This window comes from Variovorax sp. LjRoot130, assembly GCF_964253755.1.
Lineage (GTDB): Bacteria > Pseudomonadota > Gammaproteobacteria > Burkholderiales > Burkholderiaceae_C > Variovorax.
In genome coordinates this window covers 1,922,434-1,946,393 of sequence record NZ_CAXURM020000001.1, presented here as the reverse complement: position 1 = coordinate 1,946,393, position 23,960 = coordinate 1,922,434, and the positions used below count along the sequence as shown (strand labels likewise).

The 23,960-nt window shown below is 68.1% G+C and carries 25 protein-coding genes; 17 read left to right on the top strand and 8 right to left on the bottom strand.

Features of this window, described 5'->3' with window-relative positions; genetic code table 11:
- The first annotated feature begins 47 nt into the window (after positions 1-47).
- Together yjgA and mog are read left to right on the top strand one after the other, a co-directional pair.
- Positions 48-704: a ribosome biogenesis factor YjgA gene (gene yjgA / locus ACSQ86_RS09870; protein WP_436303504.1), complete on the top strand. Its 657-nt coding sequence runs from the start codon at positions 48-50 to the stop codon at positions 702-704.
- Positions 701-1,297 carry a molybdopterin adenylyltransferase gene (gene mog, locus ACSQ86_RS09865; RefSeq protein ID WP_436290640.1) on the top strand — a complete coding sequence of 199 codons (597 nt, stop codon included), beginning with the start codon at positions 701-703 and terminating at the stop codon, positions 1,295-1,297. Before yjgA ends, mog begins: the two co-directional genes overlap by 4 nt.
- Positions 1,298-1,408: 111 nt before the next feature.
- Here mog and cysE read toward each other — a convergent pair whose 3' ends face one another.
- Positions 1,409-2,182 carry a serine O-acetyltransferase gene (cysE, locus tag ACSQ86_RS09860; protein WP_093102382.1) on the bottom strand — a complete coding sequence of 258 codons (774 nt, stop codon included), beginning with the start codon at positions 2,180-2,182 and terminating at the stop codon, positions 1,409-1,411.
- A gap of 35 nt (positions 2,183-2,217) precedes the next feature.
- The gene (locus ACSQ86_RS09855) at positions 2,218-2,970 is read right to left on the bottom strand and encodes an RNA methyltransferase (RefSeq protein WP_093102380.1); all 753 of its coding nucleotides are present in this window, start codon (positions 2,968-2,970) and stop codon (positions 2,218-2,220) included.
- An 88-nt stretch (positions 2,971-3,058) separates the two neighbouring features.
- On the opposite strand from ACSQ86_RS09855, the gene ACSQ86_RS09850 reads away from it, so the two are divergent.
- From ACSQ86_RS09850 to ACSQ86_RS09840, 3 genes are read left to right on the top strand one after another with little or no spacing between them, the layout of a single operon-like run.
- Positions 3,059-4,084, top strand: a complete 1,026-nt coding sequence (locus ACSQ86_RS09850; RefSeq protein ID WP_093102379.1) for an inositol monophosphatase family protein — start codon at positions 3,059-3,061, stop codon at positions 4,082-4,084.
- Positions 4,084-6,318: an FUSC family membrane protein gene (locus ACSQ86_RS09845; protein ID WP_436303503.1), complete on the top strand. Its 2,235-nt coding sequence runs from the start codon at positions 4,084-4,086 to the stop codon at positions 6,316-6,318. Before ACSQ86_RS09850 ends, ACSQ86_RS09845 begins: the two co-directional genes overlap by 1 nt.
- A complete protein-coding gene (locus tag ACSQ86_RS09840) occupies positions 6,318-7,382 on the top strand; it encodes a mechanosensitive ion channel family protein (protein WP_093102376.1) in 1,065 nt (354 codons plus the stop codon). The genes ACSQ86_RS09845 and ACSQ86_RS09840 overlap by 1 nt, the downstream gene beginning before the upstream one ends.
- Here ACSQ86_RS09840 and ACSQ86_RS09835 read toward each other — a convergent pair.
- Positions 7,379-7,870 (bottom strand): MarR family winged helix-turn-helix transcriptional regulator, encoded by a 492-nt coding sequence (locus ACSQ86_RS09835; RefSeq protein WP_093102374.1) that lies wholly within the window; start codon positions 7,868-7,870, stop codon positions 7,379-7,381. The genes ACSQ86_RS09840 and ACSQ86_RS09835 overlap by 4 nt on opposite strands.
- Positions 7,871-7,961: 91 nt before the next feature.
- On the opposite strand from ACSQ86_RS09835, the gene ACSQ86_RS09830 reads away from it, so the two are divergent.
- From ACSQ86_RS09830 to ACSQ86_RS09820, 3 genes are read left to right on the top strand one after another with little or no spacing between them, the layout of a single operon-like run.
- Complete coding sequence (locus ACSQ86_RS09830; RefSeq protein ID WP_436303502.1) at positions 7,962-8,948, top strand: Bug family tripartite tricarboxylate transporter substrate binding protein; 987 nt, start codon at positions 7,962-7,964, stop codon at positions 8,946-8,948.
- A gap of 15 nt (positions 8,949-8,963) precedes the next feature.
- Positions 8,964-9,929, top strand: coding sequence for a Bug family tripartite tricarboxylate transporter substrate binding protein (locus tag ACSQ86_RS09825; protein WP_093102371.1), 966 nt, complete (start codon positions 8,964-8,966; stop codon positions 9,927-9,929).
- 8 nt (positions 9,930-9,937) lie between these two features.
- Positions 9,938-11,257: a sulfatase family protein gene (locus tag ACSQ86_RS09820; RefSeq protein ID WP_436303501.1), complete on the top strand. Its 1,320-nt coding sequence runs from the start codon at positions 9,938-9,940 to the stop codon at positions 11,255-11,257.
- Here the strand turns inward: ACSQ86_RS09820 and ACSQ86_RS09815 are convergent, their stop codons facing one another.
- Entirely contained in the window at positions 11,258-12,217 is a 960-nt protein-coding gene (locus ACSQ86_RS09815) for an AraC family transcriptional regulator (RefSeq protein ID WP_436303500.1), read from the bottom strand.
- A gap of 75 nt (positions 12,218-12,292) precedes the next feature.
- On the opposite strand from ACSQ86_RS09815, the gene ACSQ86_RS09810 reads away from it, so the two are divergent.
- The 9 genes from ACSQ86_RS09810 to ACSQ86_RS09770 all read left to right on the top strand — a co-directional run bounded on the left by ACSQ86_RS09810 (position 12,293) and on the right by ACSQ86_RS09770 (position 20,061).
- A complete protein-coding gene (locus ACSQ86_RS09810; protein WP_093102367.1) occupies positions 12,293-12,847 on the top strand; it encodes a PadR family transcriptional regulator in 555 nt (184 codons plus the stop codon).
- A gap of 140 nt (positions 12,848-12,987) precedes the next feature.
- Positions 12,988-13,827, top strand: coding sequence for a siderophore-interacting protein (locus ACSQ86_RS09805; protein ID WP_436303499.1), 840 nt, complete (start codon positions 12,988-12,990; stop codon positions 13,825-13,827).
- Positions 13,828-13,940: 113 nt separating this feature from the next.
- A complete protein-coding gene (locus ACSQ86_RS09800) occupies positions 13,941-14,456 on the top strand; it encodes a hypothetical protein (RefSeq protein WP_436308813.1) in 516 nt (171 codons plus the stop codon).
- 118 nt (positions 14,457-14,574) lie between these two features.
- Positions 14,575-14,787: an AbrB/MazE/SpoVT family DNA-binding domain-containing protein gene (locus ACSQ86_RS09795; protein WP_093102362.1), complete on the top strand. Its 213-nt coding sequence runs from the start codon at positions 14,575-14,577 to the stop codon at positions 14,785-14,787.
- Entirely contained in the window at positions 14,787-15,182 is a 396-nt protein-coding gene (locus ACSQ86_RS09790) for a type II toxin-antitoxin system VapC family toxin (RefSeq protein ID WP_436308812.1), read from the top strand. The genes ACSQ86_RS09795 and ACSQ86_RS09790 overlap by 1 nt, the downstream gene beginning before the upstream one ends.
- The gene (gene mutS, locus ACSQ86_RS09785; RefSeq protein ID WP_436303495.1) at positions 15,179-17,812 is read left to right on the top strand and encodes a DNA mismatch repair protein MutS; all 2,634 of its coding nucleotides are present in this window, start codon (positions 15,179-15,181) and stop codon (positions 17,810-17,812) included. The genes ACSQ86_RS09790 and mutS overlap by 4 nt, the downstream gene beginning before the upstream one ends.
- Positions 17,813-17,836: 24 nt before the next feature.
- Entirely contained in the window at positions 17,837-18,664 is an 828-nt protein-coding gene (locus ACSQ86_RS09780) for a proteasome-type protease (RefSeq protein ID WP_093102358.1), read from the top strand.
- Between the two features lie 5 nt (positions 18,665-18,669).
- Positions 18,670-19,473: an alpha/beta fold hydrolase gene (locus tag ACSQ86_RS09775; protein WP_093102356.1), complete on the top strand. Its 804-nt coding sequence runs from the start codon at positions 18,670-18,672 to the stop codon at positions 19,471-19,473.
- Positions 19,474-19,629: 156 nt separating this feature from the next.
- Positions 19,630-20,061: a hypothetical protein gene (locus ACSQ86_RS09770; RefSeq protein ID WP_436303494.1), complete on the top strand. Its 432-nt coding sequence runs from the start codon at positions 19,630-19,632 to the stop codon at positions 20,059-20,061.
- A 16-nt stretch (positions 20,062-20,077) separates the two neighbouring features.
- Here the strand turns inward: ACSQ86_RS09770 and ACSQ86_RS09765 are convergent, their stop codons facing one another.
- Genes ACSQ86_RS09765 through ACSQ86_RS09750 form a run of 4 tightly spaced genes read right to left on the bottom strand, consistent with a single transcriptional unit; the run spans position 20,078 to position 23,870 of the window.
- Entirely contained in the window at positions 20,078-20,902 is an 825-nt protein-coding gene (locus tag ACSQ86_RS09765) for an undecaprenyl-diphosphate phosphatase (RefSeq protein WP_436303493.1), read from the bottom strand.
- Between the two features lie 53 nt (positions 20,903-20,955).
- On the bottom strand, positions 20,956-21,597 hold the full coding sequence (locus ACSQ86_RS09760; RefSeq protein WP_436303492.1) for an aspartate/glutamate racemase family protein: 642 nt from the start codon (positions 21,595-21,597) through the stop codon (positions 20,956-20,958).
- Positions 21,598-21,606: 9 nt separating this feature from the next.
- Positions 21,607-22,512 (bottom strand): transporter substrate-binding domain-containing protein, encoded by a 906-nt coding sequence (locus tag ACSQ86_RS09755; RefSeq protein WP_436303491.1) that lies wholly within the window; start codon positions 22,510-22,512, stop codon positions 21,607-21,609.
- A 29-nt stretch (positions 22,513-22,541) separates the two neighbouring features.
- Positions 22,542-23,870, bottom strand: coding sequence for an aspartate aminotransferase family protein (locus ACSQ86_RS09750; RefSeq protein WP_436303490.1), 1,329 nt, complete (start codon positions 23,868-23,870; stop codon positions 22,542-22,544).
- Between the last annotated feature and the right edge of the window lie 90 nt (positions 23,871-23,960).

Sequence of the window (23,960 nt, the reverse complement as noted above, 5' to 3'; positions counted from 1 at the left end):
GATACTTGCGCCCCCTGTTCCCGATGGTGCGGCCAACGATTGCCTCTATGTCCCGCAAACCCAAAAAAGGCTACTTCGTCCGCGGCCAGTTCGTGGCCGAAGGCAGCGAACTCGATCTGGAGCTCAAGCGCGAGCTCAAGGGCACCGACGCAGCAAGCAGAACCGATCTCAAGCGCGAAAGCACCGAACTGCAGGCGCTGGGCGAAGCCCTGCTCACGTTGCGCGCCGGCCTGCTCGACAAACTCGATCTCGGCGAGAAGCTGAAGGACGCGATCGAAGAAGCCAAGCGCATCACCAATTTCGAAGGCAAGCGGCGCCAGATGCAGTTCATCGGCAAGCTGATGCGCGGCCTCGATGCGGCGACACTCGACGCCGTGCGCAGCGCACTCGACGAGCAGAACCGCGGCCCGGCCCAGGAGACCGCGATCCTGCACGACGCCGAACGCTGGCGCGACCGCCTGATTGCCGACGACGACGCGCTCGGCGGCTGGATCGAAACCCATCCCGGCACCGACGCCCAGCAGCTGCGCGCGCTGGTGCGTCAGGCGCGCAAGGACATCAAGGCCGGACCGCCCGGCGAGGCGCCGCGCCAGGGCAAGGCCTACCGCGAGGTGTTCCAGATCGTGCGCGCGCAGCTGGGCGTGCATGGCACCGACGACCATGCGGCCGAGGCCTCGGAACAGTCGCGCGAGGAGGACGCATGAGCGAAGTCGGCACATTCGACCCGGTGCGCATCGGCATCGTCTCGATCAGCGACCGCGCCTCCAGCGGCGTCTACGAGGACAAGGGCCTGCCCGCGCTGCAGGAATGGCTGCAGCGCGCGCTGCGCAACCCGATCCGCTTCGAGCCGCGACTGATTCCCGACGAACAGGCGGGCATCAGCGCGGCGCTGATCGAGCTGGTGGACGCCGGCTGTTCGCTGGTGCTGACGACCGGCGGCACCGGGCCGGCCCTGCGCGACGTGACGCCGGAAGCGACGCTCGCCGTGGCGCACAAGGAAATGCCCGGCTTCGGCGAGCAGATGCGGCAGATCAGCCTGCGCTTCGTGCCAACGGCGATTCTTTCCCGCCAGGTGGCGGTCGTCCGCGATCGCAGCCTGATCATCAATCTGCCGGGGCAGCCGAAGGCGATCGCGGAGACGCTCGAAGGATTGAAGGACGCCCAGGGCGCGCAGGTGGTGCCGGGCATCTTCGCCGCGGTGCCCTACTGCATCGACCTGATCGGCGGGCCTTATCTGGAAACCGACGAATCGGTGTGCAAGGCGTTCCGGCCGAAGTCGGCGATCCGGTCGCGTTGAATCACCTTTCGCCGGGGCGAACTCCCGGCTCCGGCCTCAACAAAGCATGCAACCGAAGGCCCAACGCCCCGCCCTCACCCCAACCCTCTCCCAGAGGGAGAGGGAGCAAGTTCACTTCCCCACCAGCTGCGTCAGGCGCTCCGCCTCGAAGCACTCTTCCCGCGCCGCATCGCCCGGCACGCAATCCTTCTTTCCGGGCTGCGCGGACAAGGCCTCGATCGCCTGCCACAGCAGCGCGATCTGGTGATCCTGGCCCGACGCGTTGTCGATCAGCCCCTTCATGGCCTGCGACAACGGGTCGTCTTCCATCGTGATCCCGTAGGCCGTGAACTTCCTGTCGGCGGTCGTGACGTCGGCACTGGTGCCCGCCTTCGACGGAATGATGCGCGCCGGAATGCCCACTGCCGTGGCGCCCGCAGGCACCGGCTTGATCACGACGGCGTTGCTTCCGATCTTGGCGCCGTCGCCGACCACGAAGCCGCCGAGCACCTTGGCCCCTGCACTGACCACCACGTCCTTGCCCAGCGTCGGATGCCGCTTGGCGCCCTTGTAGAGCGAGGTGCCGCCGAGCGTCACGCCCTGGTAGATCGTGCAGCCGTCGCCGATCTCGGCGGTCTCGCCGACCACCACGCCCATCGCATGATCGAAGAACACGCGGTCGCCGACGATCGCGCCCGGATGGATCTCGATGCCGGTGAACCATCGCGAGCATTGCGAGATGAAGCGCCCGATCCACTTCAGGCCATGGCCCCAGCACCAGTGCGCAAGGCGGTGCAGCACCACGGCATGCAGGCCCGGATAGAGGGTCAACACTTCCCAGCGCGTCCGGGCGGCCGGATCGCGGTCGAGGATGCACTGGATGTCGGAGCGCAGGCGCGAGAACATGGATGTTCTTGTTATGGCTATATGGGCCGCGCAGTCTAAGGGCTCGGGTCATCGCGCACGCGCGATGGGGTTTTCTGCGACGCATCCGCCATCGCCTTGGCGATGCCGCGCAGGATGTGAATCTCCTCCGGCGTCGGCTGCGCGCGGTTGAAGAGCTGCTGCAGCCGCGGCATCAGCTTCTTGGGCGCCTCGGGGTCCAGAAAGCCGATCTGCACCAGCGAGCGCTCCCAGTGTTCGAGCATGCCAGCCACGGCCTGAGCATCGGCCGCCTGGACCGGTGCGGTGGCATCCCGCACCGCGTAGCCGCCCAGCGCGAGCCGCCATTCGTAGGCAATCACCTGGATCGCCGCGCCGAGGTTCAGCGAGCCGAAGCTCGGATCGGTCGGAATGCTGAGCGCGACATGGCAGCGGTAGACATCCTCGTTGCGCATGCCGAAACGCTCCGAGCCGAACAGGAAGGCCACGTGCTGCCCCTCATCCTTGGCGAGCGGCTCCAGGTGCTCGCGCGGCGTGCGCGTGGGTGGGCCGAAGTCGCGCGGCACCATCGCGGTCGCGCACAGGTGGGTGACGCCGTCGAGCGCCTCGTCCAGCGTCTCGACGATGCGCGCATTGGCCAGCACGTCCAGCGCCCCGCTCGCGCGCTGGATGGTCTCCTCGCGCCGCAGCACATTGGCCCAGCGCGGCGCGACCAGCACGAGATCGCCGAAGCCCATGGTCTTCATGGCGCGCGCGGCAGCACCGACGTTGCCGGCGTGGCTGGTCTGGATCAGGATGAATCGGGTGCGCATGTAAAATCCCCCGATTCTCGCCGCCCGCATCGCCGGGCCGCATTCCAGGGCGCGTTCCGGCGCCGCCCGCCGTTCTTCCCACAATCCAATGTCGTCCCCCAACCTGCACCCCATGCTCAACGTGGCCGTCAAGGCCGCCCGCGCCGCCGGCGCCATCATCAACCGCGCCGCGCTCGATGTCGAAGCGGTGCGCATTTCGCAGAAGCAGGTCAACGACTTCGTCACCGAAGTCGACCACGCGAGCGAGCGAGCGATCATCGAGACGCTGCTCGGCGCCTACCCGGGGCACGGCATCCTGGCCGAGGAATCGGGCACCGAGCACGGCGCCAAGGATTCCGACTACGTCTGGATCATCGATCCGCTGGACGGCACCACGAACTTCATTCACGGCTTCCCGGTCTACTGCGTCTCGATCGCGCTCGCGATCAAGGGCAAGGTCGAGCAGGCCGTCATCTACGACCCCAGCCGCAACGACCTCTTCACGGCCACCAGGGGCCGCGGCGCCTTCATGAACGACCGCCGCCTGCGCGTGAGCAAGCGCACGCGGCTCAACGAGTGCCTGATCTCGACCGGCTTCCCCTTCCGCACCGGCGACAACTTCAAGCAGTACCTGGCCATCATGGCCGACCTGATGCCGCGCGCCGCCGGCCTGCGCCGCCCCGGCGCGGCCGCGCTCGACCTGGCCTACGTGGCGGCCGGCTTCACCGATGCCTTCTTCGAAACCGGCCTCAACATCTGGGACGTGGCGGCCGGCTCGCTGATCGTCACCGAAGCGGGCGGCCTGATCGGCAATTTCACCGGCGAGCCCGACTTCCTCGAGCAGCGCGAGTGCCTTGCCGGCGCCCCGCGGATCTATGGCCAGCTGGTGCCGATCCTGGGCAAGTACTCGAAGTTCGCCAGCGTCGACGACAAGCTGCGCGCCAGCGACCGCGTGCGCGCCGTCGATCCCTCGGCCCACCCGGGCGACGTCTACGCGCGCAGCACCGTCGTCGGTGCGCAGACCGATGCCGAGGCACCGGCCGACACGGCAGCCGCGCCGGCGCCGCGCAAGCTCACGCGCCTGCGCCGCGAGTCGCCTGTCGGGCCCGCCCTGGACGACGACGACGCCAAGTGATGCGGGCGCAGCGCGCCACCGCGGACCGGGGCCGCGCCGCGCTGCGCGTGGCGCTCTCGCATTACGTCGCGAACGGCCTGTCGGTCGCCTTCGGGCTGATGCTGATCTCCGGCGGCGTGCATCTGCTGCTGGGCGCCCTGGCCGCCTCGGCGGCCGCCGTCGGCGTGATCGTCACCGCCCCGCCCGACCTGCCCGGCCCGCGCCGCGGCAAGTTCTGGCAGATGCTGCCGTCGCCGCTGATCGGGCTGCCGCTGTTCTTTTTCGTGCAGCTGCTGCACTCGGCGCCGCTGCGCCTCGGCCTGCTGCTGGTGCCGGCGACCTTCCTGGCCTTCGTCGCCATGGCCTGGGGCAAGCGCGGCATTCCGATCGCGATTGCGGTCATGTTCTCGATGATCTTCTCGATGGCCACGCCCGCACCCACGGGCATGACCGAAGCGCTCGAACGCACGCTGCACTTCGGCATCGGGGCCGGCCTCTACGTGATCTACGCGGTGCTCGCCAACCATGCGCTCAACGGCCGCTACCGCGTGCAGGCGATGGCCGACGTGCTGCTTTCGCTGGCCGCGCTGATGCGCACCGAGGCCCGGCAGTTCACGCCCAGGGACGATTCCGGCGACGTGCGCGAAGTGCCGGCCTCGCTGCTCGGCCAGCTGCTGCGCGAGCAGGCCGCGCTGGCCGACCAACTGCAGGCGACGCGCGACATCGTGCTCGAATCGCCGCGCACGCCGCGCCGGCAGCGGCTGGCCGGCATGCTGGTGCTGGTGCTCGAGCTGCGCGACCTGCTGCTGGCCAGCGAACTTGACCTCGACGCGCTCAAGGCGCATCCCGGCCATGCCGCGGCGCTCTGCGAGATGCAGCGCGTGCTCGACGAGCTGGCCGACGAGACTGAAGCGCTGGCCGATACGCTGCTGCTGGGCCGCGAGCCTGCCCCGGTGCCCGATCGCCGTCCCGAGCTGGCGGCCATCCACCTCGACGACGAAGACGCGCCGCCGCCCGCCGGCCAGATCGGGCCGACGCCCGCGATGCTTGCGCGCGGCCTGGCCAGCCGCATCGGCCACATCAACGACGAAGTGCTGCGCCTGGTGGCCATGGCGCGCGGCGATGTCGAGCCCGACCTCACGGTGGTGCGGGCCAACTGGCAGATGTTCGTGAGTCCCACCGAGTGGTCGCTGCGCCCCTTTCTCACGCTGTGGCGCTGGGATGCGCCGCCGCTGCGCCATGCGATCCGCGCCGCGCTCGCCATTGCCACCGGCTACGCGATCGCGGTGATGCTGCCCTGGGGTTCGCACGACTACTGGATCCTCTTGACCATCGTGGTGGTGTTGCGCGGCAGCCTGTCGCAAACGCTGGAGCGGCGCAACAGCCGCGTGGCCGGCACGTTGCTGGGCTGCGTGCTCGCGGTGGCCTTGCTGTCCGCGCATCCCTCGCCGCTGGGCATGCTGGCCGCGGTGACGGTGGCGCAGGCGATTGCGCACGGCTTTGCGGTGCGGCGCTACCTGGTCACCTCCGTGGCCGCCACCGTGCTCGGCCTGCTCCAGGCCCACATGCTGAACGTCGGCATGAGCCCGACCTTCGCGCTCTTCGAGCGCGTGGCCGACACGCTGATCGGCGCCGCGCTGGCCTGGGCCTTCTGCTACGTGCTGCCCTCGTGGGAGCGCAGCCAGATTCCGGCGCTGGTGGCGCGAACGCTCACGGCGCAGGCGCGCCATGCCCGGCTGGCGCTGGGCCTCGGCCAGCTGCGCTCGGTGGTCACCAGCCCCGAACTCGAATGGCGGCTCGCGCGCCGCGAGGCCTACGACAGCCTCTCGGCGCTGGTGCAGGCCACGCAGCGCTCGCTGTCGGAACCGCGCGCGGTGCAGCCGCCGCTCGAGCCGCTCGAGCACCTGCAGGCGCACAGCTACCAGTTGCTGGCGCAGCTGAGTGCGGTCAAGTCGATGCTGGTGCTCAGGCGCGACCGGCTCACGCCAGCCGAGATCGAAGGGCCGCTCGCGCGCACCGCCGAGCGCATCGAGGCCGCCATCGGCAGCGCGCCCACGACCGGACCGGTGATGCCGGAGAGCGCCTCCGCCACCACGCTGGCCGGGCCGATCCCGCTGCCCGATCCCTTCGACAACGACGTCAGCCCCTGGCTGCTGCGCCGGCTCGACCTGGCGACTGGCATCGCCGCGCAGTTGCGCGACGATGCGGCACGCATCCTGCAACCCCTGGACGAGAACCTCCCCAAGGCTGCCTGATGAACAAGGAAATGCTGCTCGCCCATGCGTGGTTCGGCCCCTGCCTGGCCGCCCTGATCGTCGTGCCGCTCGCGCTGCTGGTCCACCGCCTCGGCGGCATCGTGCTCAAGCGCGTGACCCGTTCCACGCCCGCGCTGTTCGCGATGCTGATCGGCATCGAGAATGCCGCGCGCGTCGTGCTGCCGCTGGCGGCGCTCCAGATGGTGTGGCAGGCTGCGCCCGACGACCTGCGCTTCATCGGAAGCGTCCGGCACCTGAACGGGCTGCTGCTGATTGCCGCGGTCACCTGGCTCACCGTCAGGGCCGTCAACAGCTTCGCCGAGGGCGTGCTGGCCCAGCATCCCCATGACGTGACCGACAACCTGCAGGCGCGCCGCGTGCTCACGCAGACGCGCGTGCTCGCGCGCACCGCCAATTCGGTGCTGCTGGTGGCCGGCGGCGCGATGATGCTGATGACCATTCCGGGCGCACGCCAGGTCGGCGCCAGCCTGCTGGCCTCGGCGGGCGTGATCGGCATCGTGGCGGGCCTGGCCGCCAAGCCCGTGTTCAGCAACCTCATCGCGGGCCTGCAGATCGCGCTGGCGCAGCCGATCCGCATGGACGACGTGCTGGTGGTCGAAGGCGAATGGGGCCGCGTCGAGGAGATCACCGGCACCTTCGTCGTGCTCAGGATCTGGGACGACCGGCGCATGATCCTGCCGCTCAGCTACTTCATCGAGAAGCCGTTCCAGAACTGGACCCGCCACGACGCGCAGCTGCTCGGCTCGGTCTTCATCCATGCCGATTACGGCATGCCGCTCGCGCCGCTGCGCGAGGAGGCGGAGCGCATCGTGAAGGCAGCGCCCGAATGGGACGGCCGCTTCTTCAACCTGCGCGTGACCGATGCCACCGAGCGCAGCATGCAGATCCGCGTGCTCTGCACCGCGGCGTCTTCGTCGCTGGCCTTCGACTTGCGCTGCACGGTGCGCGAAGGGCTGATCGACTTCATGCAGCGCGAGTACCCGCAGTTCCTGCCCAGGCTGCGCATCGAGGACACGGCCCCGCCGCAAGCCGCGCCCGCCTAGGGACCGCGCCGCCCGCGGTCGGCCTTGGGCAGCACCGCGTCGGCGGCCATCGCTTCGGCCTGCGCCTGCAGACGCGACAGCGACGCGTCGAGCTGCGCGGCGGCGCGCTCGTCGAGCACCGACATGAGCTGCGCATTGATCGCCGACACGAGCGGAAAGAGTTCGGCATAGAGCACGCTGCCCTTGTCCGTGAGGCGCAGCAGCACATGACGCCGGTCGCCGCCCGGCTGGGTGCGCAAGACCAGCCCCTTCGCCACCAGCGAGCCCACTGCCTTCGAGGTGCGCGCACGGTCCAGCTGCGCATGCTCTGCGAGCTGCGAGGAGCCCAGCGCGCCGCGGCTGGCCAGCGTCGCGATCAGGCGCCACTCGCGCCGCGTGATGCCGAAGCGGCCTTCGCACAGGCGGATGACCATGCCGCCGGCCACCGACAGCAGGCGGCTGAGCCGGTACAGCAGCAGGTCGTCCAGCGGTCTGAGCGCTTCGGCCATCGGGTTTTTCCGCAGAACAGTTGATTTGATCAATCGATTGTCGAGCCTCTAGAGTCGTGCGGCGCCACGGCACACCCAGGAGACGATAACCATGCCCTTTGCTTCGATCGACCGCCGCCAGGCCCTTGCCGCGCTCGGCGGCCTCGCGCTCGCGCCGCTGGCCGGCGCCCAAGCTGCCTTCAGCCCCGGCCAGCCGATCAAGGTGCTGATCGGCGTGCCCGCCGGCGGCACGCAGGACGTGCTGACGCGGGCGATCGCGCACGAGGTGCGCGACTCGCTCGGGTCGCTGGTGGTCGACAACCGCTCCGGCGCGGCCGGCCGCATCGCGGTCGAGGCCGTGAAGACCGCGCCACCCGACGGCCGCACCCTGCTGCTCGGCACCGCCAGCATGATGACCATGTTCCCGAGCGCCTACCGCAATCTCTCCTACGACCCGATCAAGGACTTCGTGCCGATCATCAATGCAGCGCGCTTCGAGTTGGCGCTGGTGGTCCACAAGGAGGTGCCCGCCAACACGCTGCCGGAGTTCATCGCCTGGGCCAAGAGCCAGGGCGACAACCTGAGCTTCGCCTCCTACGGCGCCGGCACACCCTCGCACTTTCTCGGCGAGATGCTCAACCGCGCGGCCGGCCTGAAGATGGTCCACGTCGCCTACCGCGGCTCGACGCCGGCGCGTCAGGACGTGATGGGCGGCACCGTGCCGGTTTACTTCGACACCGTGGGCGGCGCGCTCCAGCTGCAGACCACCGGCCGCGTGAAGGTGCTGGCCACCAGCGGCGACAAGCGCTCGCCGCTGATGCCCAGCCTGCCGACCTTCGCCGAGGCCGGCTACAAGGACGTGGTCGCAGCTGCCTGGTTCGCCTACTACGCGCCGCGCAACACGCCGCAGCCCATCGTCGACAAGCTGCGGGCCGAATTCACCCGCGCCGTCAATGCGCGCGAAGTGCGCCAGCAGCTGCTGCAGAACGGCATGTACCCCGTGGGCGACGATGCCGTGGCCTTGCTGAAGACCATGCGCGAGGACACGGCGCGCTGGGGCGGCATCATGCGAGCCGTGAACTTCCAAGCCAACGACTGAACGGGAACCCTCTCCATGCTGAAACACATTCTTCGCCGGCTCACCGGCACCCTCGCCCTGGCCGCCATCGCCTGCGCCGCCGCGGCCCAGCCGCTGGACAGCCCGCTGCGCATCGTGGTGGGCTACGCGCCCGGCGGCGCGACCGACCGCGTGGCGCGCATCGTCGGTGACAAGCTGCAGGCCAAGCTCGGCGTGCCGGTCGTGGTCGACAACAAGCCCGGCGCGGGCGGCCGCCTCGCGGCCCAGCAGGTCAAGGCCACGCCCGCCGCGCAGAACGTGCTGATGCTGGCCAACCCGGCCGTGATGGTCGTGGCGCCGCTGGTCTTCAAGGACAACGGCTATGACGCCGAACGCGACTTCGTGCCGGTCTCGCACGTCAACGACTACGAATTCGCGCTGTCGGTGGCGACTGCCGTGCCGGTGCGCGAGTTGCCGCACCTGCTGGCCTGGATGCGGGCCAATCCCGAGAAGGCCAACGTCGGTGTGCCCGCCACCGGCAGCCTGCCGCACTTCTTCGGGCTCATGGTGGGCGAGAAGGCCAAGGTGCCGACGCAAGTGATCGGCTACCGCGGCTCCAGCCCGCTCTTGACCGACCTGATCGGCGGGCAGGTGCCGATCGCCGTCGACACGCTGGACGTGGTCATCCCGCAGCACCAGGCCGGCAAGATCCGCATCCTCGCGATGTCGGGCGCGAAGCGCTCGCCCTTCGCGCCCGAGGTGCCCACCTTCAAGGAGGCCGGGCTCGACCTGGTCGCCACCGGCTGGAACACCTTCTTCGCGCCCGCGACCATGCCGCGCGAGAAGGTCGCACGCCTGTCGCAGGCCATCCGCGAGGTCATGCAGGACCCGGACACCGTGCGCCGCTTCAAGGATTCGCTGATGACGCCGGTGGCCAGCACGCAGGAGCAGACGGCGGCCATGCTCAAGGCCTACCGCGCCCAGTGGGCGCCCGTGGTCCAGAAGTCCGGCTACCAACCCTGAACTTTTTCATGCAACGTCCCAACATCATCTTCATCGTCGCCGACGACCTCGGTTTTGCCGACCTCGGCTGCTACGGCGGCCGCGATGCCGACTTCGGGCCCGTGTCGCCGGTGCTCGACCGGCTGGCCGCGAACGGCATCCGCTTCACGCAGGGCTACGCGAACTCGCCGGTGTGCTCGCCCACGCGCTTCGCGCTGATGACGGCGCGCTACCAGTACCGCCTTCGCGGCGCGGCCGAGGAGCCGATCAACAGCAAGAGCCGCGGCAGCGCCACGCTGGGCCTGCCGCCGGAGCATCCCACCCTGCCCTCGCTGCTGCGCGAAGCGGGCTACCGCACGGCCCTCATCGGCAAATGGCACCTGGGCTTTGCGCCGGCCTTCGGTCCGCTGCGTTCGGGTTATGAAGAATTCTTCGGCTCGATGTCGGGCGGCGTCGACTACTTCACGCATTGCGATTCGAGCGGCCGGCACGACCTCTGGTCGGGCGAGGAAGATCAAAAGGAAGACGGCTACCTCACCGACCTGCTCTCGCGGCGCGCGGTCGACTACGTTGCGCGCATGGCGAACAAGGATGCACCCTTCTTCCTGAGCCTGCATTACACCGCGCCGCACTGGCCTTGGGAAACGCGCGAGGACGCGGCCAAGGCGCCCACAGTGAAGAACAACCTGTTCGACCTGGCCGGCGGCAACATCCACACCTACCGCCGCATGATCCACCACATGGACGAAGGCATCGGCTGGATCTTGGCGGCGCTCGAGAAACACGGCATCGCCAGCGACACGCTGGTCGTGTTCACCAGCGACAACGGCGGCGAACGCTTCTCCGACAACTGGCCGCTGGTCGGCGGCAAGATGGACCTGACCGAAGGCGGCATCCGGGTGCCGTGGATCGCGCATTGGCCCGCGCTCATACCTGCCGGCGGCGCCGAGAGCGCCCAGCATTGCATGACGATGGACTGGTCCACCACGATGCTCGACGCGGCAGGCGCCAAGGCCGACCCGAGCTACCCGCTCGACGGCGTGTCGCTCCTGCCCGTGCTGCGCAACGCGACGACGAGCTTCCGCCGCCCGCTGCACTGGCGCATGAACCACCGCAATCAGCGCGCCCTGCGCGACGGCGACTGGAAGTACCTGCAAGTCGACGGCAACGAGTACCTGTTCAACATCCCGGCCGACGAACGCGAACGCGCCAACCAGGCGCCGCGCGAGCCCGAACGGCTGGCCGCGATGCGCGAAGCCTGGCAGGCCTGGAACGCCGGCATGCCCCCCATCCCTCATGACGCGACCGTGAGCCTCGGCTACTCGGTCAAGGACATGCCGCAGCGCTAGTCAGAGCGGCCGCACCGGCATGCACAGCGTGCAGTTGAACGCCCCCGTCTTCTCGTCCATCTCGAAGTCGCGGCCGTAGATTTCGATCGGCGCGCCGTCGGCGGGCTGGTAACCGCTGTCCGGCAGCCAGTCGCACAGATTCATCCAGGCCGTATGGATCTCGGTCGACGGACCGGTGAATTCGGTGCAGGCATAGCGCCCGCCACCAACCGTCTGCACGCCGATCTCGCCCTCCGGCCGGAACCCCTCGCCGACCTCGATGCAGGCGTCGTAGCGGCACTTCGCCGGCGGCGTGACGTCGGGGTTGTCGTGGCTGACGCCGTACATCGTGCGCCGCGGTTCCATCAGGCCGTGCTCGCCGCACCAGGCGGCGAAGCGCTGCCAGGTGCGCGTGATCCCCGAGTCGCCGTACGGGCCGACGTGCCGCATGTAGGCCACGCGGACCTCCGGCAGGGTCTTGAGTTCGATCTTCATTTCGCTGTCTCCTGAACGAGGAACAGGCCCCTTGGGCCAGGAACGTTCATCGTGTCGGAAAGCCTCGGCCACGGCTTGATGCGCCTTGCGGTCGGCTTGATGAATCTTGCCGAGTTCGATGCGGCGGCGTTCGGCCCACGAACGGTAGGCGCCGCGCCGCCAGTCCGTGGGGGTGACGCCGAAGTGCGCATTGAAGGCCCGCGTGAACACCGCCGCCGAGCCGAAGCCGACGTCGAGCGCAATCGCCAGCACCGGCTCGGGCGGCAGGCCCAGCAGCCGGGCCGCCGCCACCTCCAGCCGGCGCCGCCGCACGCAATCGGCCAGCGTCTCGCCGGCCATGGCCTGGAATACGCGATGGAAATGCCAGGAAGAAAAGTGCGCGACGCCAGCCAGCGTCGCGAGATCGAGCGGGTCGGCCAGGTGCGCGTCGATGTGGTCGATCACGCGGTTGATGCGTGCGACATAGGTGTGGCGCGGGCTGGTCATCGGTCTCAAGCCTTGACTAAGATAATATTTAGATATATCTTTATTGAATCAGATAACGACATCGAGCCCATTCCAATGCGATCTTTCAAGCACTTTCTGCACGGCCATCCCCGCGGCGACCATGGCGACGGCTTGGCCGGCGGGCGTGGCGGCGGTGGCAGTGGCCGCATCTTCGGCCACGGCGGCCTGCGTTTCGTTCTGCTGCAGCTCATCGCCGACAAGCCCAGCCACGGCTACGAGTTGATCAAGTCCATCGAGGACCGCCTGGGCGGCCGCTACAGCCCCAGCCCCGGCATCGTCTACCCCACGCTCACCCTCCTCGAGGAAACGGGCTGCGTGAGCGTCGACCTCGCCGACGCCGGCGGCCGCAAGCGCTACAGCATCACCGAGGCCGGCCGCGAATTCCTTGCCGCCAACCGCGAGATCACCGACGAGATGATGGCGCGCATGAAAGGCGGCGTCGACGGCGCAGGCCCGCGCCACGGCCGGCCGCCGCAGGTGGTGCGCGCCATCGAGAACCTCAAGCTCGCGATGCGCATGCGCCTCGCGCGCGAACCCCTCACCGAACAACAAGCCCACGAATTCGCCGCGGTGCTCGACAGCGCCGCTCAACAACTTGAAAGGATTTGAGTTCACCCCCAGGCTTCGCGCACTTCGTGTCGCTACGCCAACCCCCTCGCCGGGCGCAACACCAGCGGCCCGGCGAAGCCGGTTCCGCGGTGTTCCCCGAACGGGCCTGGCTTCACCGGCCAACAACTGAAATCGACGACATGACTTATCTTTCCTCTCCCCCTTCTTCTCCTGGCCCCGACCGCCTGCCGCGCCGCGTGCGCCATGAACTTCGCTTTCGCAAGCTCGAGGTGCGCGCGGTGCAGCGCGTGGCGCCGCACTTGATCCGCATCACGCTCGGCGGTGAGGACCTGGCCGGCTTCACCAGCCTCGGCTTCGACGATCACGCCAAGATCTTTTTCCCCGATGCCGGGACCGGCGCGCTCACCGTGCCGACCGTCGGCCCCGACGGACCGGTCTGGCCCGAGGGCCCGAAGCCGACCATGCGCGACTACACGCCGCGCCGCCACGATGCCGCGGCCGGCACCCTCGAAGTCGACTTCGCGCTGCACGAGGCCGGTCCGGCCACGCAGTGGGCCGAACAGGCCAAGGTCGGCGACCTGCTGGGCGTGGGCGGGCCGCGCGGCTCCTTCATCGTTCCGACCAACTTCGACTGGCACCTTCTGATCGGCGACGACACCGCCCTGCCCGCCATCTGGCGCCGGCTGGCCGAGCTGCCGGCCGGCGCGCGCGCGGTGGTGCTGGCAGAGGTCGACAGCGAGGCCGACGAAATCCCCTTCGAGACCCGGGCCAGCCTGGACTTGCAATGGGTGCACCGCCGCGGCGCCGAACCGGGCACCGGCAGCGGCCTGCTCGATGCGCTGCGCAAGCTCACGTTGCCGGCCGGCGACTTCCATGCCTGGGTGGCCTGCGAATCGTCCGCCGCCAAGGCGCTGCGCACCCATCTGGTCGGTGAACGCGGCGCCCATCCCAAGTGGATGCGGGCCTCGGGTTACTGGCGCCGCGGCGCCGTGGCCACCCACGACACCCACGAGGACTGAGCCCGCGCGGCCGGCCGAACGCCCTATGCCTTGAAGGCGTTTGACACCCCATGCCCGCGCGTCCAGAATTTCCAGGTTGAATACTTAATGGCTATATCCCTGGGAGCCGACAGATGGACATCGGACTTGCGCAATGGCAGTTCCTGGTGGCGCTGTTGACGGGAGCGCTGCTCCTGTTCGTCATCATGTGGATCGCGTGGCACCGCGTCGCCGAGCGGCGCGAAACCGAACGCCGCATCGCGGCGGCCAGGGTGCGATCGGGTCACATACCGCTCGAGATCCCGACCGTGCGCGGCGGCCTGAGCGTGAGCGGCGATTCGCCGCCCGACACCCTGCCCGAGTGGTTCATCCAGGGCAAGGGCGAACATGCCATCGTCGACGAACAGCCGCGCATCCACGTGCGTTATTTAGACCCCCGCGGCCAGAAGGCGGAGTGCACGATGCAGGTCGATCACCTCGACGTGCAGAAGAGGATCCTCCACGGCCACGGCGAACTGCCGGGCGACCTGCGCCGCATTCCGCTGCACCAGATCACCGGCGCGCGGATCGCGGAGTCGGGCCAGCGCTTCAACATCGACACCTGGGTCGACGCCGTGCGCGTCGCGCGCCGGCGCCGCGGGCAGCTGTAGCCATCTCCTCGTTCTCCTTGTGACGGGCGCCCGCCGCGAGCGGGCGCCCGTTCGTCGGCGTGCCTCGGGAAGCGGGTATATTCTTACCGAATCCCCATCGATCAATTCGAGGTACGAAATGACCGCCACCGCGACGCTGTCCAGCAAGTTCCAGATCTCCATTCCCAAGGCTGTTCGTGAAGAACAGCACTGGGAGGCAGGCCAGGAGTTCGTTTTCGTTCCCAAGGGCAAAGGTGTGCTGGTCATGCCGGTGCCGGAACTGGACCAGTTGTCCGGCATCGCCAAGGGCGCAAGAAAAGACGGCTACCGCGACCGCAAGGACCGCTATTGATGGCCGCGTCAACGCGCGTGGTCGATACCTCGGCCTGGATCGAATGGCTCACCGGCAGCGCGCTCGGCAAGAAACTCGGCAAGGAATTCCCCGACAAAGCGCGCTGCATCGTTCCAACCATCGTCCAGCTCGAACTGTCGAAATGGCTGATGCGCGAGGTCGGCGAAGAACAAGCGGACCAGGTTATCGCCTATACGCAAAAATGCGTGGTCGTGCCGCTGGACACCTCCATCACACTGCTCGCGGCCGAATTGCACCGCGAGCACAAGCTGGCGACGGCGGATGCCATCGTCTACGCAACGGCGCGACACCAGGGCGCTGATCTGCTGACCTGCGATGCCCATTTCGAAGGCTTGCGCAACACGATGTACTTTCAGAAAACGGAGCGCTCATGAGCCGAGGCGACACACCCGAACTCGCCTCGCACACCCCGATGATGACCCAGTACCTCGGGCTCAAGGCGGACCATCCCGACACGCTGCTGTTCTACCGGATGGGCGATTTCTACGAACTGTTCTACGCCGATGCCGAGAAGGCCGCGCGCCTGCTCGACATCACGCTCACGCAGCGCGGGCAGTCGGCCGGCCAGCCGGTGGTGATGTGCGGCGTGCCCTTCCACTCGGTCGATACCTACCTCGCGCGGCTCATCAAGCTCGGCGAATCGGTGGCCATCTGCGAACAGGTGGGCGAGGTCGGCGCGGCCAAGGGCCCGGTGGAACGCAAGGTGGTGCGCGTGGTCACGCCGGGCACGCTGACCGACACCGAACTCCTCAACGACAAGAGCGATTCGCTGCTGCTCGCGGTGCACGCCGGCACGCGCAACTTCTGCGGCCTGGCCTGGCTCAGCGTCACCGGCGCCGAGCTGCGGCTGGCCGAATGCCCCGCCGATGCGCTGGAAGCCTGGATCGCGCGCATCGCGCCGAGCGAGCTGCTCTACAGCGCCGAGGTGACGCCCGGCTTCGAGCAGCGCCTGAAGGCCGCGCGCAACGGCGCGCCCTTCACGCTCTCGGTGCGGCCCGCCTGGCAGTTCGACGGCGGCCTCGGCGAGCGCAAGCTGTGCGAGCAGATGGGCAGCAACAGCCTGGCCGCCTGGAGCGCCGAATCGCTGGCCAGCGCGCATGCGGCCGCCGCGGCGCTGCTGGGCTATGCGGAGCACACGCAGGGCAGAACGCTTTCGCATGTGCAACGGCTTTCGGTCGATCGCGACGGTGAGCTGATCGAGCTGCCGCCGACCACGCGGCGCAATCTCGAACTGGTGCAGACGCTGCGCGGCGAAGACTCGCCCACGCTGTTCTCGCTGCTCGACACCTGCATGACGGGCATGGGCAGCCGCCTGCTCAAGCGCTGGCTGCTGGCGCCGCGGCGCGAGCGCGGCGATGCAGAGGCGCGGCTCGAAGCCATCGACGCGCTGCAGTCGACAGCGCCCGGCGCCACCGCGACGCCGTGGCGCACGCTGCGCGATCGGCTCAAGAACACCAGCGACGTGGAACGCATCGCCGCGCGCATTGCGCTTCGGCAGGTGCGTCCGCGCGAGCTGGTCGCGCTGCACATGGCACTCGCCAAGGCCGAAGAGCTGGCGCCCGCCCTGCCCGGCTCGGCCGCGCTGCTCGCGCGCATCGCCGAGCAGTTGGCGCCGCCGTCCGGTTGCGTCGAACTGCTGGTGGCCGCCATCGGCCCCGAGCCTTCCGCGCTGGTGCGCGACGGCGGCGTGATCGCCGACGGCCACGACGCCGAGCTCGACGAGCTGCGCGCCATCAGCGAGAACAGCGACGCCTACCTGCTGCAGCTCGAAGCGAGCGAACGCGAGCGCACCGGCATCTCGAACCTGCGCGTGCAGTTCAACCGCGTGCACGGCTTCTACATCGAAGTCACGCAGAGTGCGCTCACCAAGGTGCCGGACAACTACCGCCGCCGCCAGACGCTGAAGAACGCCGAACGCTTCATCACGCCCGAGCTCAAGGCCTTCGAGGACAAGGCGCTGTCGGCGCAGGACCGTGCCCTGGCGCGCGAGAAGTGGCTCTACGAGCAGCTGCTCGATGCGCTGCAGCCCTCGGTCGCGGCGCTCGGCCGGCTCGCCAACGCACTGGCCACGCTCGACGCGCTCTGCGCGCTGGCCGAGCGCTCGCACACGCTGCACTGGCGCGCACCGAGCTTTGTCGCCCACCCCTGCATCGAAATCGCAAAGGGCCGCCATCCGGTGGTGGAGGCCCGCCTCGCAGAAAAATCATCGGGCGCATTCATTGCAAACGACACCCGCATGGGTCCTCAACAACGCATGCAGGTGATCACCGGCCCCAACATGGGCGGTAAATCGACTTACATGCGGCAGGTCGCGATCATCGTGCTACTGGCTTCGATCGGCTCGCACGTGCCGGCCGAGGCCTGCCGGCTCGGGCCCATCGATGCCATCCACACGCGCATCGGCGCGGCCGACGATCTCGCCAATGCGCAGTCGACCTTCATGCTCGAGATGACCGAGGCGGCGCAGATCCTGCACGGCGCCACCGCCCATTCGCTGGTGCTGATGGACGAGATCGGCCGCGGAACGAGTACTTTCGATGGCCTCGCGCTCGCCGCCGGCATCGCGGCGCAGCTGCACGACCGCACGCGCGCCTTCACGCTCTTCGCCACCCACTACTTCGAGCTCACCGAGTTCCCGGCCACGCACCACGGCGCCGTCAACATGCACGTGAGCGCCACCGAGGCCGGCCGCGACATCGTGTTCCTGCACGAGATGCAGCCGGGCCCGGCCAGCAAGAGCTACGGCATCCAGGTCGCGCGGCTCGCCGGCATGCCGGCTGCCGTGGTCAATCATGCGCGCCAGGCCCTCGAAGCGCTGGAGGCCCAGCAGATCCAGACGCGCGCCCAGGTCGACCTGTTCGCGCCACCGCCGGCGGTGGAAGCACCGCCTGTGAGCGCCGTAGAATCCGCGCTGACTGTGCTCGACCCCGACACGATGAGCCCGCGCGAAGCGCTCGAAGCGCTCTACGCACTCAAGACACTCCACGCGCGCGAACAGGGCTAGGCCCGATTCGTGCGAGAAGACCTCATGACCTACTGCGTCGGCATCAAACTCAACGCCGGACTGGTGTTCCTCTCCGACTCCCGCACCAATGCGGGCGTCGACCACATCAGCACCTTCCGCAAGATGATCGTCTACGAGCAGCCGGGCGATCGCGTCATGGTGCTGCTGTCGGCCGGCAACCTGAGCATCTCGCAGTCGGTGCGCGAGATCCTGCAGATCGAGGAGCTGCGCGAGACCGAAGACAGCCCGCCGATCACGATCTGGAATGCCAAGAGCATGTTCGATGCCGTGCGCGTGCTCGGCTCGGCGGTGCGCCACGTGTACGACCGCGACGCCGAGGCGCTCAAGCACGCCGGGCTCGACTTCAACGTCTCCTTCATCTTCGGCGGCCAGGTCAAGGGCGAAGGCATGCGCCTGTTCCTGGTCTACGCGGCCGGCAACTTCATCGAAGCGACCAACGAGACGCCCTACTTCCAGGTTGGTGAATCCAAGTACGGCAAGCCGGTGCTCGACCGCGTGCTGACGCCCGACACCCCGCTGGACGAGGCCGCCAAGTGCGCGCTGGTCTCGATGGATTCGACGATGAAGTCGAACCTCTCCGTCGGCCTGCCGCTCGACCTCGTGGTCTATGAAGCCAACCGGCTCGAAACCGACAAGGTGGTCTGCATCGACGCCGACAACCCCTACTACCGGATGATGCACAACAGCTGGGGCCAGAAGCTGCGCGAAGTCTTCGACAGCATCGAGGACCCGGTCTGGGACGACGCTTACACCGAGCATCCGCTCAAGATGCCGGCGACCCGCCACAGCCCGCTGCGCAAGATCTCGACACCTGAAGAAAAGCTGATCTGAAGGGCATGCCTTCGATCGTCTTCTCGCACGGGAACAGCTTCCCGGCGAGCACGTACCGCGTGATGCTCGACAGCCTGCGCAACCGCGGCTTCGAGATCGACGCGATCGAGAAATTCGGCCACGATCCGAAGTACCCCGTCACCGACAACTGGCCGCACCTGGTGCAGCAGCTGGCCGACTTCGCGCGCACGCGGGCCGACGCGGCCGGCGGCCCGGTGTTCCTGGTCGGCCATTCGCTGGGTGGCTTTCTGAGCCTGATGTGCGCAGCGCTGCATCCCGCGCTCGCGCGCGGCGTGGTGCTGCTCGACTCGCCGCTCATCGGCGGCTGGCGGGCCAACACCTTGAGCCTCATGAAGCGCACGCCGTGGATGAAGAGCGTCTCGCCCGGCATGGTGAGCCGCAAGCGCCGCAACAGCTGGGAGCACCGCGAGGCGGTGTTCGAACACTTCCGCAGCAAGAAGGCTTTTGCGAAGTGGGACGAACGCGTGCTGCGCGACTACATCGAGCACGGCACCTTCGACATGGAGGACGCCCGCACCTTGAGCTTCGACCGCGACATCGAGACCGCGATCTACGACACCGTGCCCCACAACCTCGGCGCGCTGCTGCGCGCCCATCCGCTCAAGTGCAACGCGGCCTTCATCGGCGGGCGTCAATCGGTCGAGATGCGGCGCGTGGGCATGACGATGACGCAGCAGGTCACCAAGGGGCGGATCATGATGCTCGACGGCACGCATCTTTTTCCGATGGAGAAGCCGATCGCTACCGCCGCGGCAACGGAAGCATCGCTGCGCAACCTGATGGCCTGAACGGCCATTCGAGACGCCCGCGCGCTTGGCCCTCCGGTTGGCTCTTCAGGCCCTGTGCGCCGCCCCGAGAAAGAGCAACACTGCAAGCGGATTCCACGAGGTTCACAAGGGTTCAGCAGGTTCGCCATGGCACCCACGCCGATCGAAAACGAGCTCATGCATCGCACGCTGCAGGCCATCGAGCAGATGCTGTCCGAGGTCGAAGGTTCTGCGCGGCAGGCGCCGTGCTTTCCGTCCGGCGAGTTCGATCCGATGTTCTTCGACGCTCCGAACCATCGCAGTCAGACCGCGCAATCGGCCGTCTATTTCTGCCTGAACTCCGCCAGCGCGCTGCTGGAGGTGACGCGTTCGCTGCTGGTCCGCCTTGAAGAGCCTTCCGCTCCCTGCGGCCATCTACCAGGCTGGAGCGAACTGAGCGAGCTGTCCAAGGCCGCCGGGCAGTCGGCCTACCTGGCCGCGGTGATGCTGGCCGATCCCAGAAACCGGAACCTCGCACCTCTGCGCCGCGAGCATGCCCAGACCCGCACGCCGGTCGGCGCCCGCGTCAAGGCGAAACTGAAGACCTTGATCGGCGCGAAGCCGGCCTAGGGCCTGTTAACAGGCCCTAGTCAGCCCAGACCACCGCCCCGCTCCACGCCGTCGCCAGCACCACGATGCCGAAGGCGATGCGGTACCACGCAAAGGGAATGAAGTCGTGCGTGCTGATGTACTTCAGCAGCCAGCGCACGCAAAGCCAGGCGCTCGCGAACGAAAAAACCAGCCCGACGGCGAACAGCGGAATGTCGGCCGCAGACATCAGCGCCCGTTCCTTGTAGAGGCTGTAGGCGCCGGCGCCGATCAGCGTTGGAATCGCGAGGAAGAAGGAGAAATCGGTCGCCGCCTTGCGCGACAGGCCCAGGAGCATGCCGCCGATGATGGTGGCGCCGCTGCGGCTGGTGCCCGGGATCATCGCAAAGCACTGCACCAGCCCGACCTTGAGTGCGTCCCACGGCGTCATGTCGTCGACGTTCTCGATGTGCACCGAGCCCGGCGGCCGCTTCTCCGCCCACAGAATGATGAAGCCGCCGATGATGAAAGTGCTGGCCACGACCACCGGCGTGAACAGGTGCGCCTTGATCAGCTTGCCAAACAGGAGCCCCAGCACCACGGCGGGCAGGAAGCCGATCAGCACGTTGAGCGCGAAGCGCCGCGCTTTCGGCTGGCGCGGCAGCGCGACGACAGTCGAATGGATCTTCTGCCAGTAGACCAGGATGACCGCGAAGATCGCGCCGGTCTGGATCGCGATCTCGAAGACCTTGAACTTGTCGCCGTTCAATCCCAGCAGTGAACCGGCGAGGATCAGATGGCCGGTCGACGAGATCGGCAGGAACTCGGTCAGGCCTTCGACGATGCCCATGATCGCGGCCTTGACCAGCAAAACGATATCCACGCGCGCTCCTTGTAAGAGCGCCGATTATCGCGAGGCCGGGAGTCAGTTGGCGTTCAGCTCAGCCGCGCACGCAGCGCGCGCACTGCGCTGTCGACCGTGGTCAGCACCGGCAGCCCCGCTGCGCTTTCGCAGGCAACACGGGCACGCGCCATGCTGAACTGCGCCAGCGCGATGCGCGTGCAGCCCATGTCGCGCAGCGCGCTGGCCTGCTTCGCGATGAGCGCATCGTGTCGCGCCGCATCGCCCCCGTTCAGCGCATCGAGTGCGCCTTCGGCCAGCGCGAGCTCGAGTTCCACGCCGGCCGGAAACTCCGGCGGCATGGAGTCGAGCGTCGGCTGGAAGGTCGCGATGAGCCCCAGCTTGCCTGTGCCCGCCGCGGCCTCCGCGACCATCGCTTCGTTCGGCTTCAACACCGGCATGCCCGCTTGCCGCCGTGCGACCGCCTCGATGCACGGGCCGAAGGCCGAGCAGGTAAAGAGAATGCCCTTCGCACCCGTATCGACCGCGTACTGCGCGAGAAGCTGGAAGCGTTCATGCATCGCCTCATCGAGCCCTCGGCCGCCGCGCGCGAGATCGGCCGAGAGGCTGTCATCGAGCAGGTTCATCAATTGCGCTTCAGGCCAGTCGCGCGCGAAAGCGGCGTTGATCGGCGCCACCGAGTGGCTCAATGCATGGATCAGGGCGATGCGCGTCATGAACGAGGTTCAGATGCCCTTCGACGACGGGTTGGCAAAAGCCTCCTTCGTCTCGGCATTCATCGGATAGTTGATGTTGATGTTCTTGGGCGGGATCGGCGACATGAACCACTTGGCGTAGAGCTTCTCCATCTCGCCCGACTTCATCATGCCACCCACCACGCGGTCGACCAGCGCCTTGAATTCCGGGTCGTCCTTGCGAAACATCAGCGACTGGTTCTCGGTGCGCAGACTCTCGCCGGTGATGATGAAGTCCTTGGGATTGCGCGCGTTCGCGATCTGGCCGGCGAGCAGGATGTCGTCGAGCACGAAGGCCTGGGCGCGGCCGCTCTCCACCAGCAGGAAGGAGTCGGTGTGGTCCTTGCCGGCCAGGTTGGTCACCTCGAGGTTCTTGCCCTTGTCGGCTTCGCGCAGCAGGCGGAAGGAGGTGGTGCCGGTGGTGGTGACCACCGTCTTGCCCTGCAGGTCGGCAAGGCTCTTGACGCCCGAATCGGCCTTCACCAGCATGCGCACGTTGTAGCGGAAGATGTCGGGCGAAAAAGCCACCTGCTTCTGGCGCTCGACCAGGTTGGTGGTGCTGCCGCACTCGATGTCGACCGTGCCGTTGACCACCAGCGGAATGCGGTTGGCCGAGGTCACGGCCTGGTAGCGGATCTCGACGCTGGGCATCTTGAGCTCGGCCTTCATCGCCTCGACGATGCGGTTGCAGATCTCGATGCTGTAGCCCACCGGCTTCAGATTGCCGTCGAGGTACGAAAAGCCGAAGGAGGATTCGCGGTAGCCGAAGGTGATGGTGCCGCTCGCCTTGACCTTGGCGAGCGTGCCGCCGTCCTGCGCATGCACGGCGGCCAGGGGCATCAGGGTGAAGACGGCCACGAGCGCGGCGCCCAGGGTCGACAGGCGTGGGAAGGTCATGGGAAAGCTCCTCGGAAGGGTGGAAGAAATCAGATGGCGCGTACGACGGCGTCGATGGACGCCGCGAGCCGCGTCGCGATCTCGCGCAGGTCCTGCCGCGTCGCGATGAAAGGCGGTGCCAGCAGCACGTGGTCGCCGAGCTTGCCGTCGACCGTGCCGCCGAAGGGATAGCACAGGAGGCCCTGCGCCATGGCCTCCTTCTTGATGCGCACATGCAGGTTCAGCGCCGGCGCGAAAGGCGCCTTGCTCGCGCGCTCGGCCACCAGCTCCATGCCCCAGAAGAAGCCGCGGCCGCGGATGTCGCCCACGTTCGGATGGGCGCCCAGCGTCTCGCGCAGCATGGCGCCGAAGGCCTCGCCGTCCGCGCGCACCTTGGCGAGAAGCCCGTCGCGATGGATCACCTGCTGCACCGCCAGCGCCGCGGCGCAGGCCACCGGATGCCCGAGGTAGGTGTGGCCATGCTGGAAGAAGCCGCTGCCCTGCGACATCGCCTCCACGATCTTCCGCTGCGCCAGCACCGCACCGACCGGCTGGTAGCCGCCGCCCAGGCCCTTGGCAATGGTCACGAGGTCGGGCACCACGCCCTCCTGCTCGCTCGCGTAGAGCGTGCCGGTGCGGCCCATGCCGCACATCACTTCGTCGAGGATCAGCAGCACGCCGTAGCGGTCGCAGACCTCGCGCACCGCCTTGAAGTAGCCGGGCACCGGCGTCAGCACGCCGGCGGTCGCGCCGCCCACCGTTTCGGCGACGAAGGCGATCACGCTGTCGGGCCCCTGCCCGAGGATTGCCGCTTCGAGTTCATGAGCCAGGCGCTGCCCGTACTGCTCGGGCGTTTCGTCGGCGCGCTGCTCGCGGTAGGGATAGCAGGGCGAAACGTGGGTGGCCGGCACCAGGATCGGCGCGAAGGGCGCGCGCCGCCACGCATTGCCACCGACCGCGAGCGCGCCCAGCGTATTGCCGTGGTAGCTCTGGCGGCGCGCGATGAAATGCGTGCGCTGCGGCTGGCCGATCTCGACGAAGTACTGGCGGGCCATCTTGAGCGCCGACTCCACGGCCTCCGAGCCGCCGCTCACCAGGTAGACGTGGCTCATGCCCTCGGGCGCGGTGCGAATCAGCTCGTCGGCGAGCTGCTCGGCGACCTCGCTGGTGAAGAAGCTGGTGTGGGCGTAGGCGAGCTTGTCGATCTGCGCATGCATCGCGGCGATCACGTCCGGATGGCCGTGGCCCAGCGAGGAGACCGCCGCGCCGCCCGAGGCATCGAGGTACTCCCGGCCCTCGGCGTCGCGGATCGTCATGCCCTGGGCGGCGACGGCGACCTGCGGCGTGTGGCGCAGGTGGCGGTGGAAGACGTGCGTCATGCGGTTCGAGGCCTGGAACTAATGTATTGACTGAATTATTGTTTGGAACATTTGTTCCGTCAAGAAGTCCATGAAACACCGCTGTTCCAT

What these genes read in the sequence shown, in the direction of transcription:
- yjgA (WP_436303504.1), top strand. Translation starts at nt 48, where the DNA reads ATGTCCCGCAAACCCAAAAAAGGCTACTTCGTCCGCGGCCAGTTCGTG.
- mog (WP_436290640.1), top strand. Translation starts at nt 701, where the DNA reads ATGAGCGAAGTCGGCACATTCGACCCGGTGCGCATCGGCATCGTCTCG.
- cysE (WP_093102382.1), bottom strand. Translation starts at nt 2,182, where the DNA reads ATGTTCTCGCGCCTGCGCTCCGACATCCAGTGCATCCTCGACCGCGAT.
- ACSQ86_RS09855 (WP_093102380.1), bottom strand. Translation starts at nt 2,970, where the DNA reads ATGCGCACCCGATTCATCCTGATCCAGACCAGCCACGCCGGCAACGTC.
- ACSQ86_RS09850 (WP_093102379.1), top strand. Translation starts at nt 3,059, where the DNA reads ATGTCGTCCCCCAACCTGCACCCCATGCTCAACGTGGCCGTCAAGGCC.
- ACSQ86_RS09845 (WP_436303503.1), top strand. Translation starts at nt 4,084, where the DNA reads ATGCGGGCGCAGCGCGCCACCGCGGACCGGGGCCGCGCCGCGCTGCGC.
- ACSQ86_RS09840 (WP_093102376.1), top strand. Translation starts at nt 6,318, where the DNA reads ATGAACAAGGAAATGCTGCTCGCCCATGCGTGGTTCGGCCCCTGCCTG.
- ACSQ86_RS09835 (WP_093102374.1), bottom strand. Translation starts at nt 7,870, where the DNA reads ATGGCCGAAGCGCTCAGACCGCTGGACGACCTGCTGCTGTACCGGCTC.
- ACSQ86_RS09830 (WP_436303502.1), top strand. Translation starts at nt 7,962, where the DNA reads ATGCCCTTTGCTTCGATCGACCGCCGCCAGGCCCTTGCCGCGCTCGGC.
- ACSQ86_RS09825 (WP_093102371.1), top strand. Translation starts at nt 8,964, where the DNA reads ATGCTGAAACACATTCTTCGCCGGCTCACCGGCACCCTCGCCCTGGCC.
- ACSQ86_RS09820 (WP_436303501.1), top strand. Translation starts at nt 9,938, where the DNA reads ATGCAACGTCCCAACATCATCTTCATCGTCGCCGACGACCTCGGTTTT.
- ACSQ86_RS09815 (WP_436303500.1), bottom strand. Translation starts at nt 12,217, where the DNA reads ATGACCAGCCCGCGCCACACCTATGTCGCACGCATCAACCGCGTGATC.
- ACSQ86_RS09810 (WP_093102367.1), top strand. Translation starts at nt 12,293, where the DNA reads ATGCGATCTTTCAAGCACTTTCTGCACGGCCATCCCCGCGGCGACCAT.
- ACSQ86_RS09805 (WP_436303499.1), top strand. Translation starts at nt 12,988, where the DNA reads ATGACTTATCTTTCCTCTCCCCCTTCTTCTCCTGGCCCCGACCGCCTG.
- ACSQ86_RS09800 (WP_436308813.1), top strand. Translation starts at nt 13,941, where the DNA reads ATGGACATCGGACTTGCGCAATGGCAGTTCCTGGTGGCGCTGTTGACG.
- ACSQ86_RS09795 (WP_093102362.1), top strand. Translation starts at nt 14,575, where the DNA reads ATGACCGCCACCGCGACGCTGTCCAGCAAGTTCCAGATCTCCATTCCC.
- ACSQ86_RS09790 (WP_436308812.1), top strand. Translation starts at nt 14,787, where the DNA reads ATGGCCGCGTCAACGCGCGTGGTCGATACCTCGGCCTGGATCGAATGG.
- mutS (WP_436303495.1), top strand. Translation starts at nt 15,179, where the DNA reads ATGAGCCGAGGCGACACACCCGAACTCGCCTCGCACACCCCGATGATG.
- ACSQ86_RS09780 (WP_093102358.1), top strand. Translation starts at nt 17,837, where the DNA reads ATGACCTACTGCGTCGGCATCAAACTCAACGCCGGACTGGTGTTCCTC.
- ACSQ86_RS09775 (WP_093102356.1), top strand. Translation starts at nt 18,670, where the DNA reads ATGCCTTCGATCGTCTTCTCGCACGGGAACAGCTTCCCGGCGAGCACG.
- ACSQ86_RS09770 (WP_436303494.1), top strand. Translation starts at nt 19,630, where the DNA reads ATGCATCGCACGCTGCAGGCCATCGAGCAGATGCTGTCCGAGGTCGAA.
- ACSQ86_RS09760 (WP_436303492.1), bottom strand. Translation starts at nt 21,597, where the DNA reads ATGACGCGCATCGCCCTGATCCATGCATTGAGCCACTCGGTGGCGCCG.
- ACSQ86_RS09755 (WP_436303491.1), bottom strand. Translation starts at nt 22,512, where the DNA reads ATGACCTTCCCACGCCTGTCGACCCTGGGCGCCGCGCTCGTGGCCGTC.
- ACSQ86_RS09750 (WP_436303490.1), bottom strand. Translation starts at nt 23,870, where the DNA reads ATGACGCACGTCTTCCACCGCCACCTGCGCCACACGCCGCAGGTCGCC.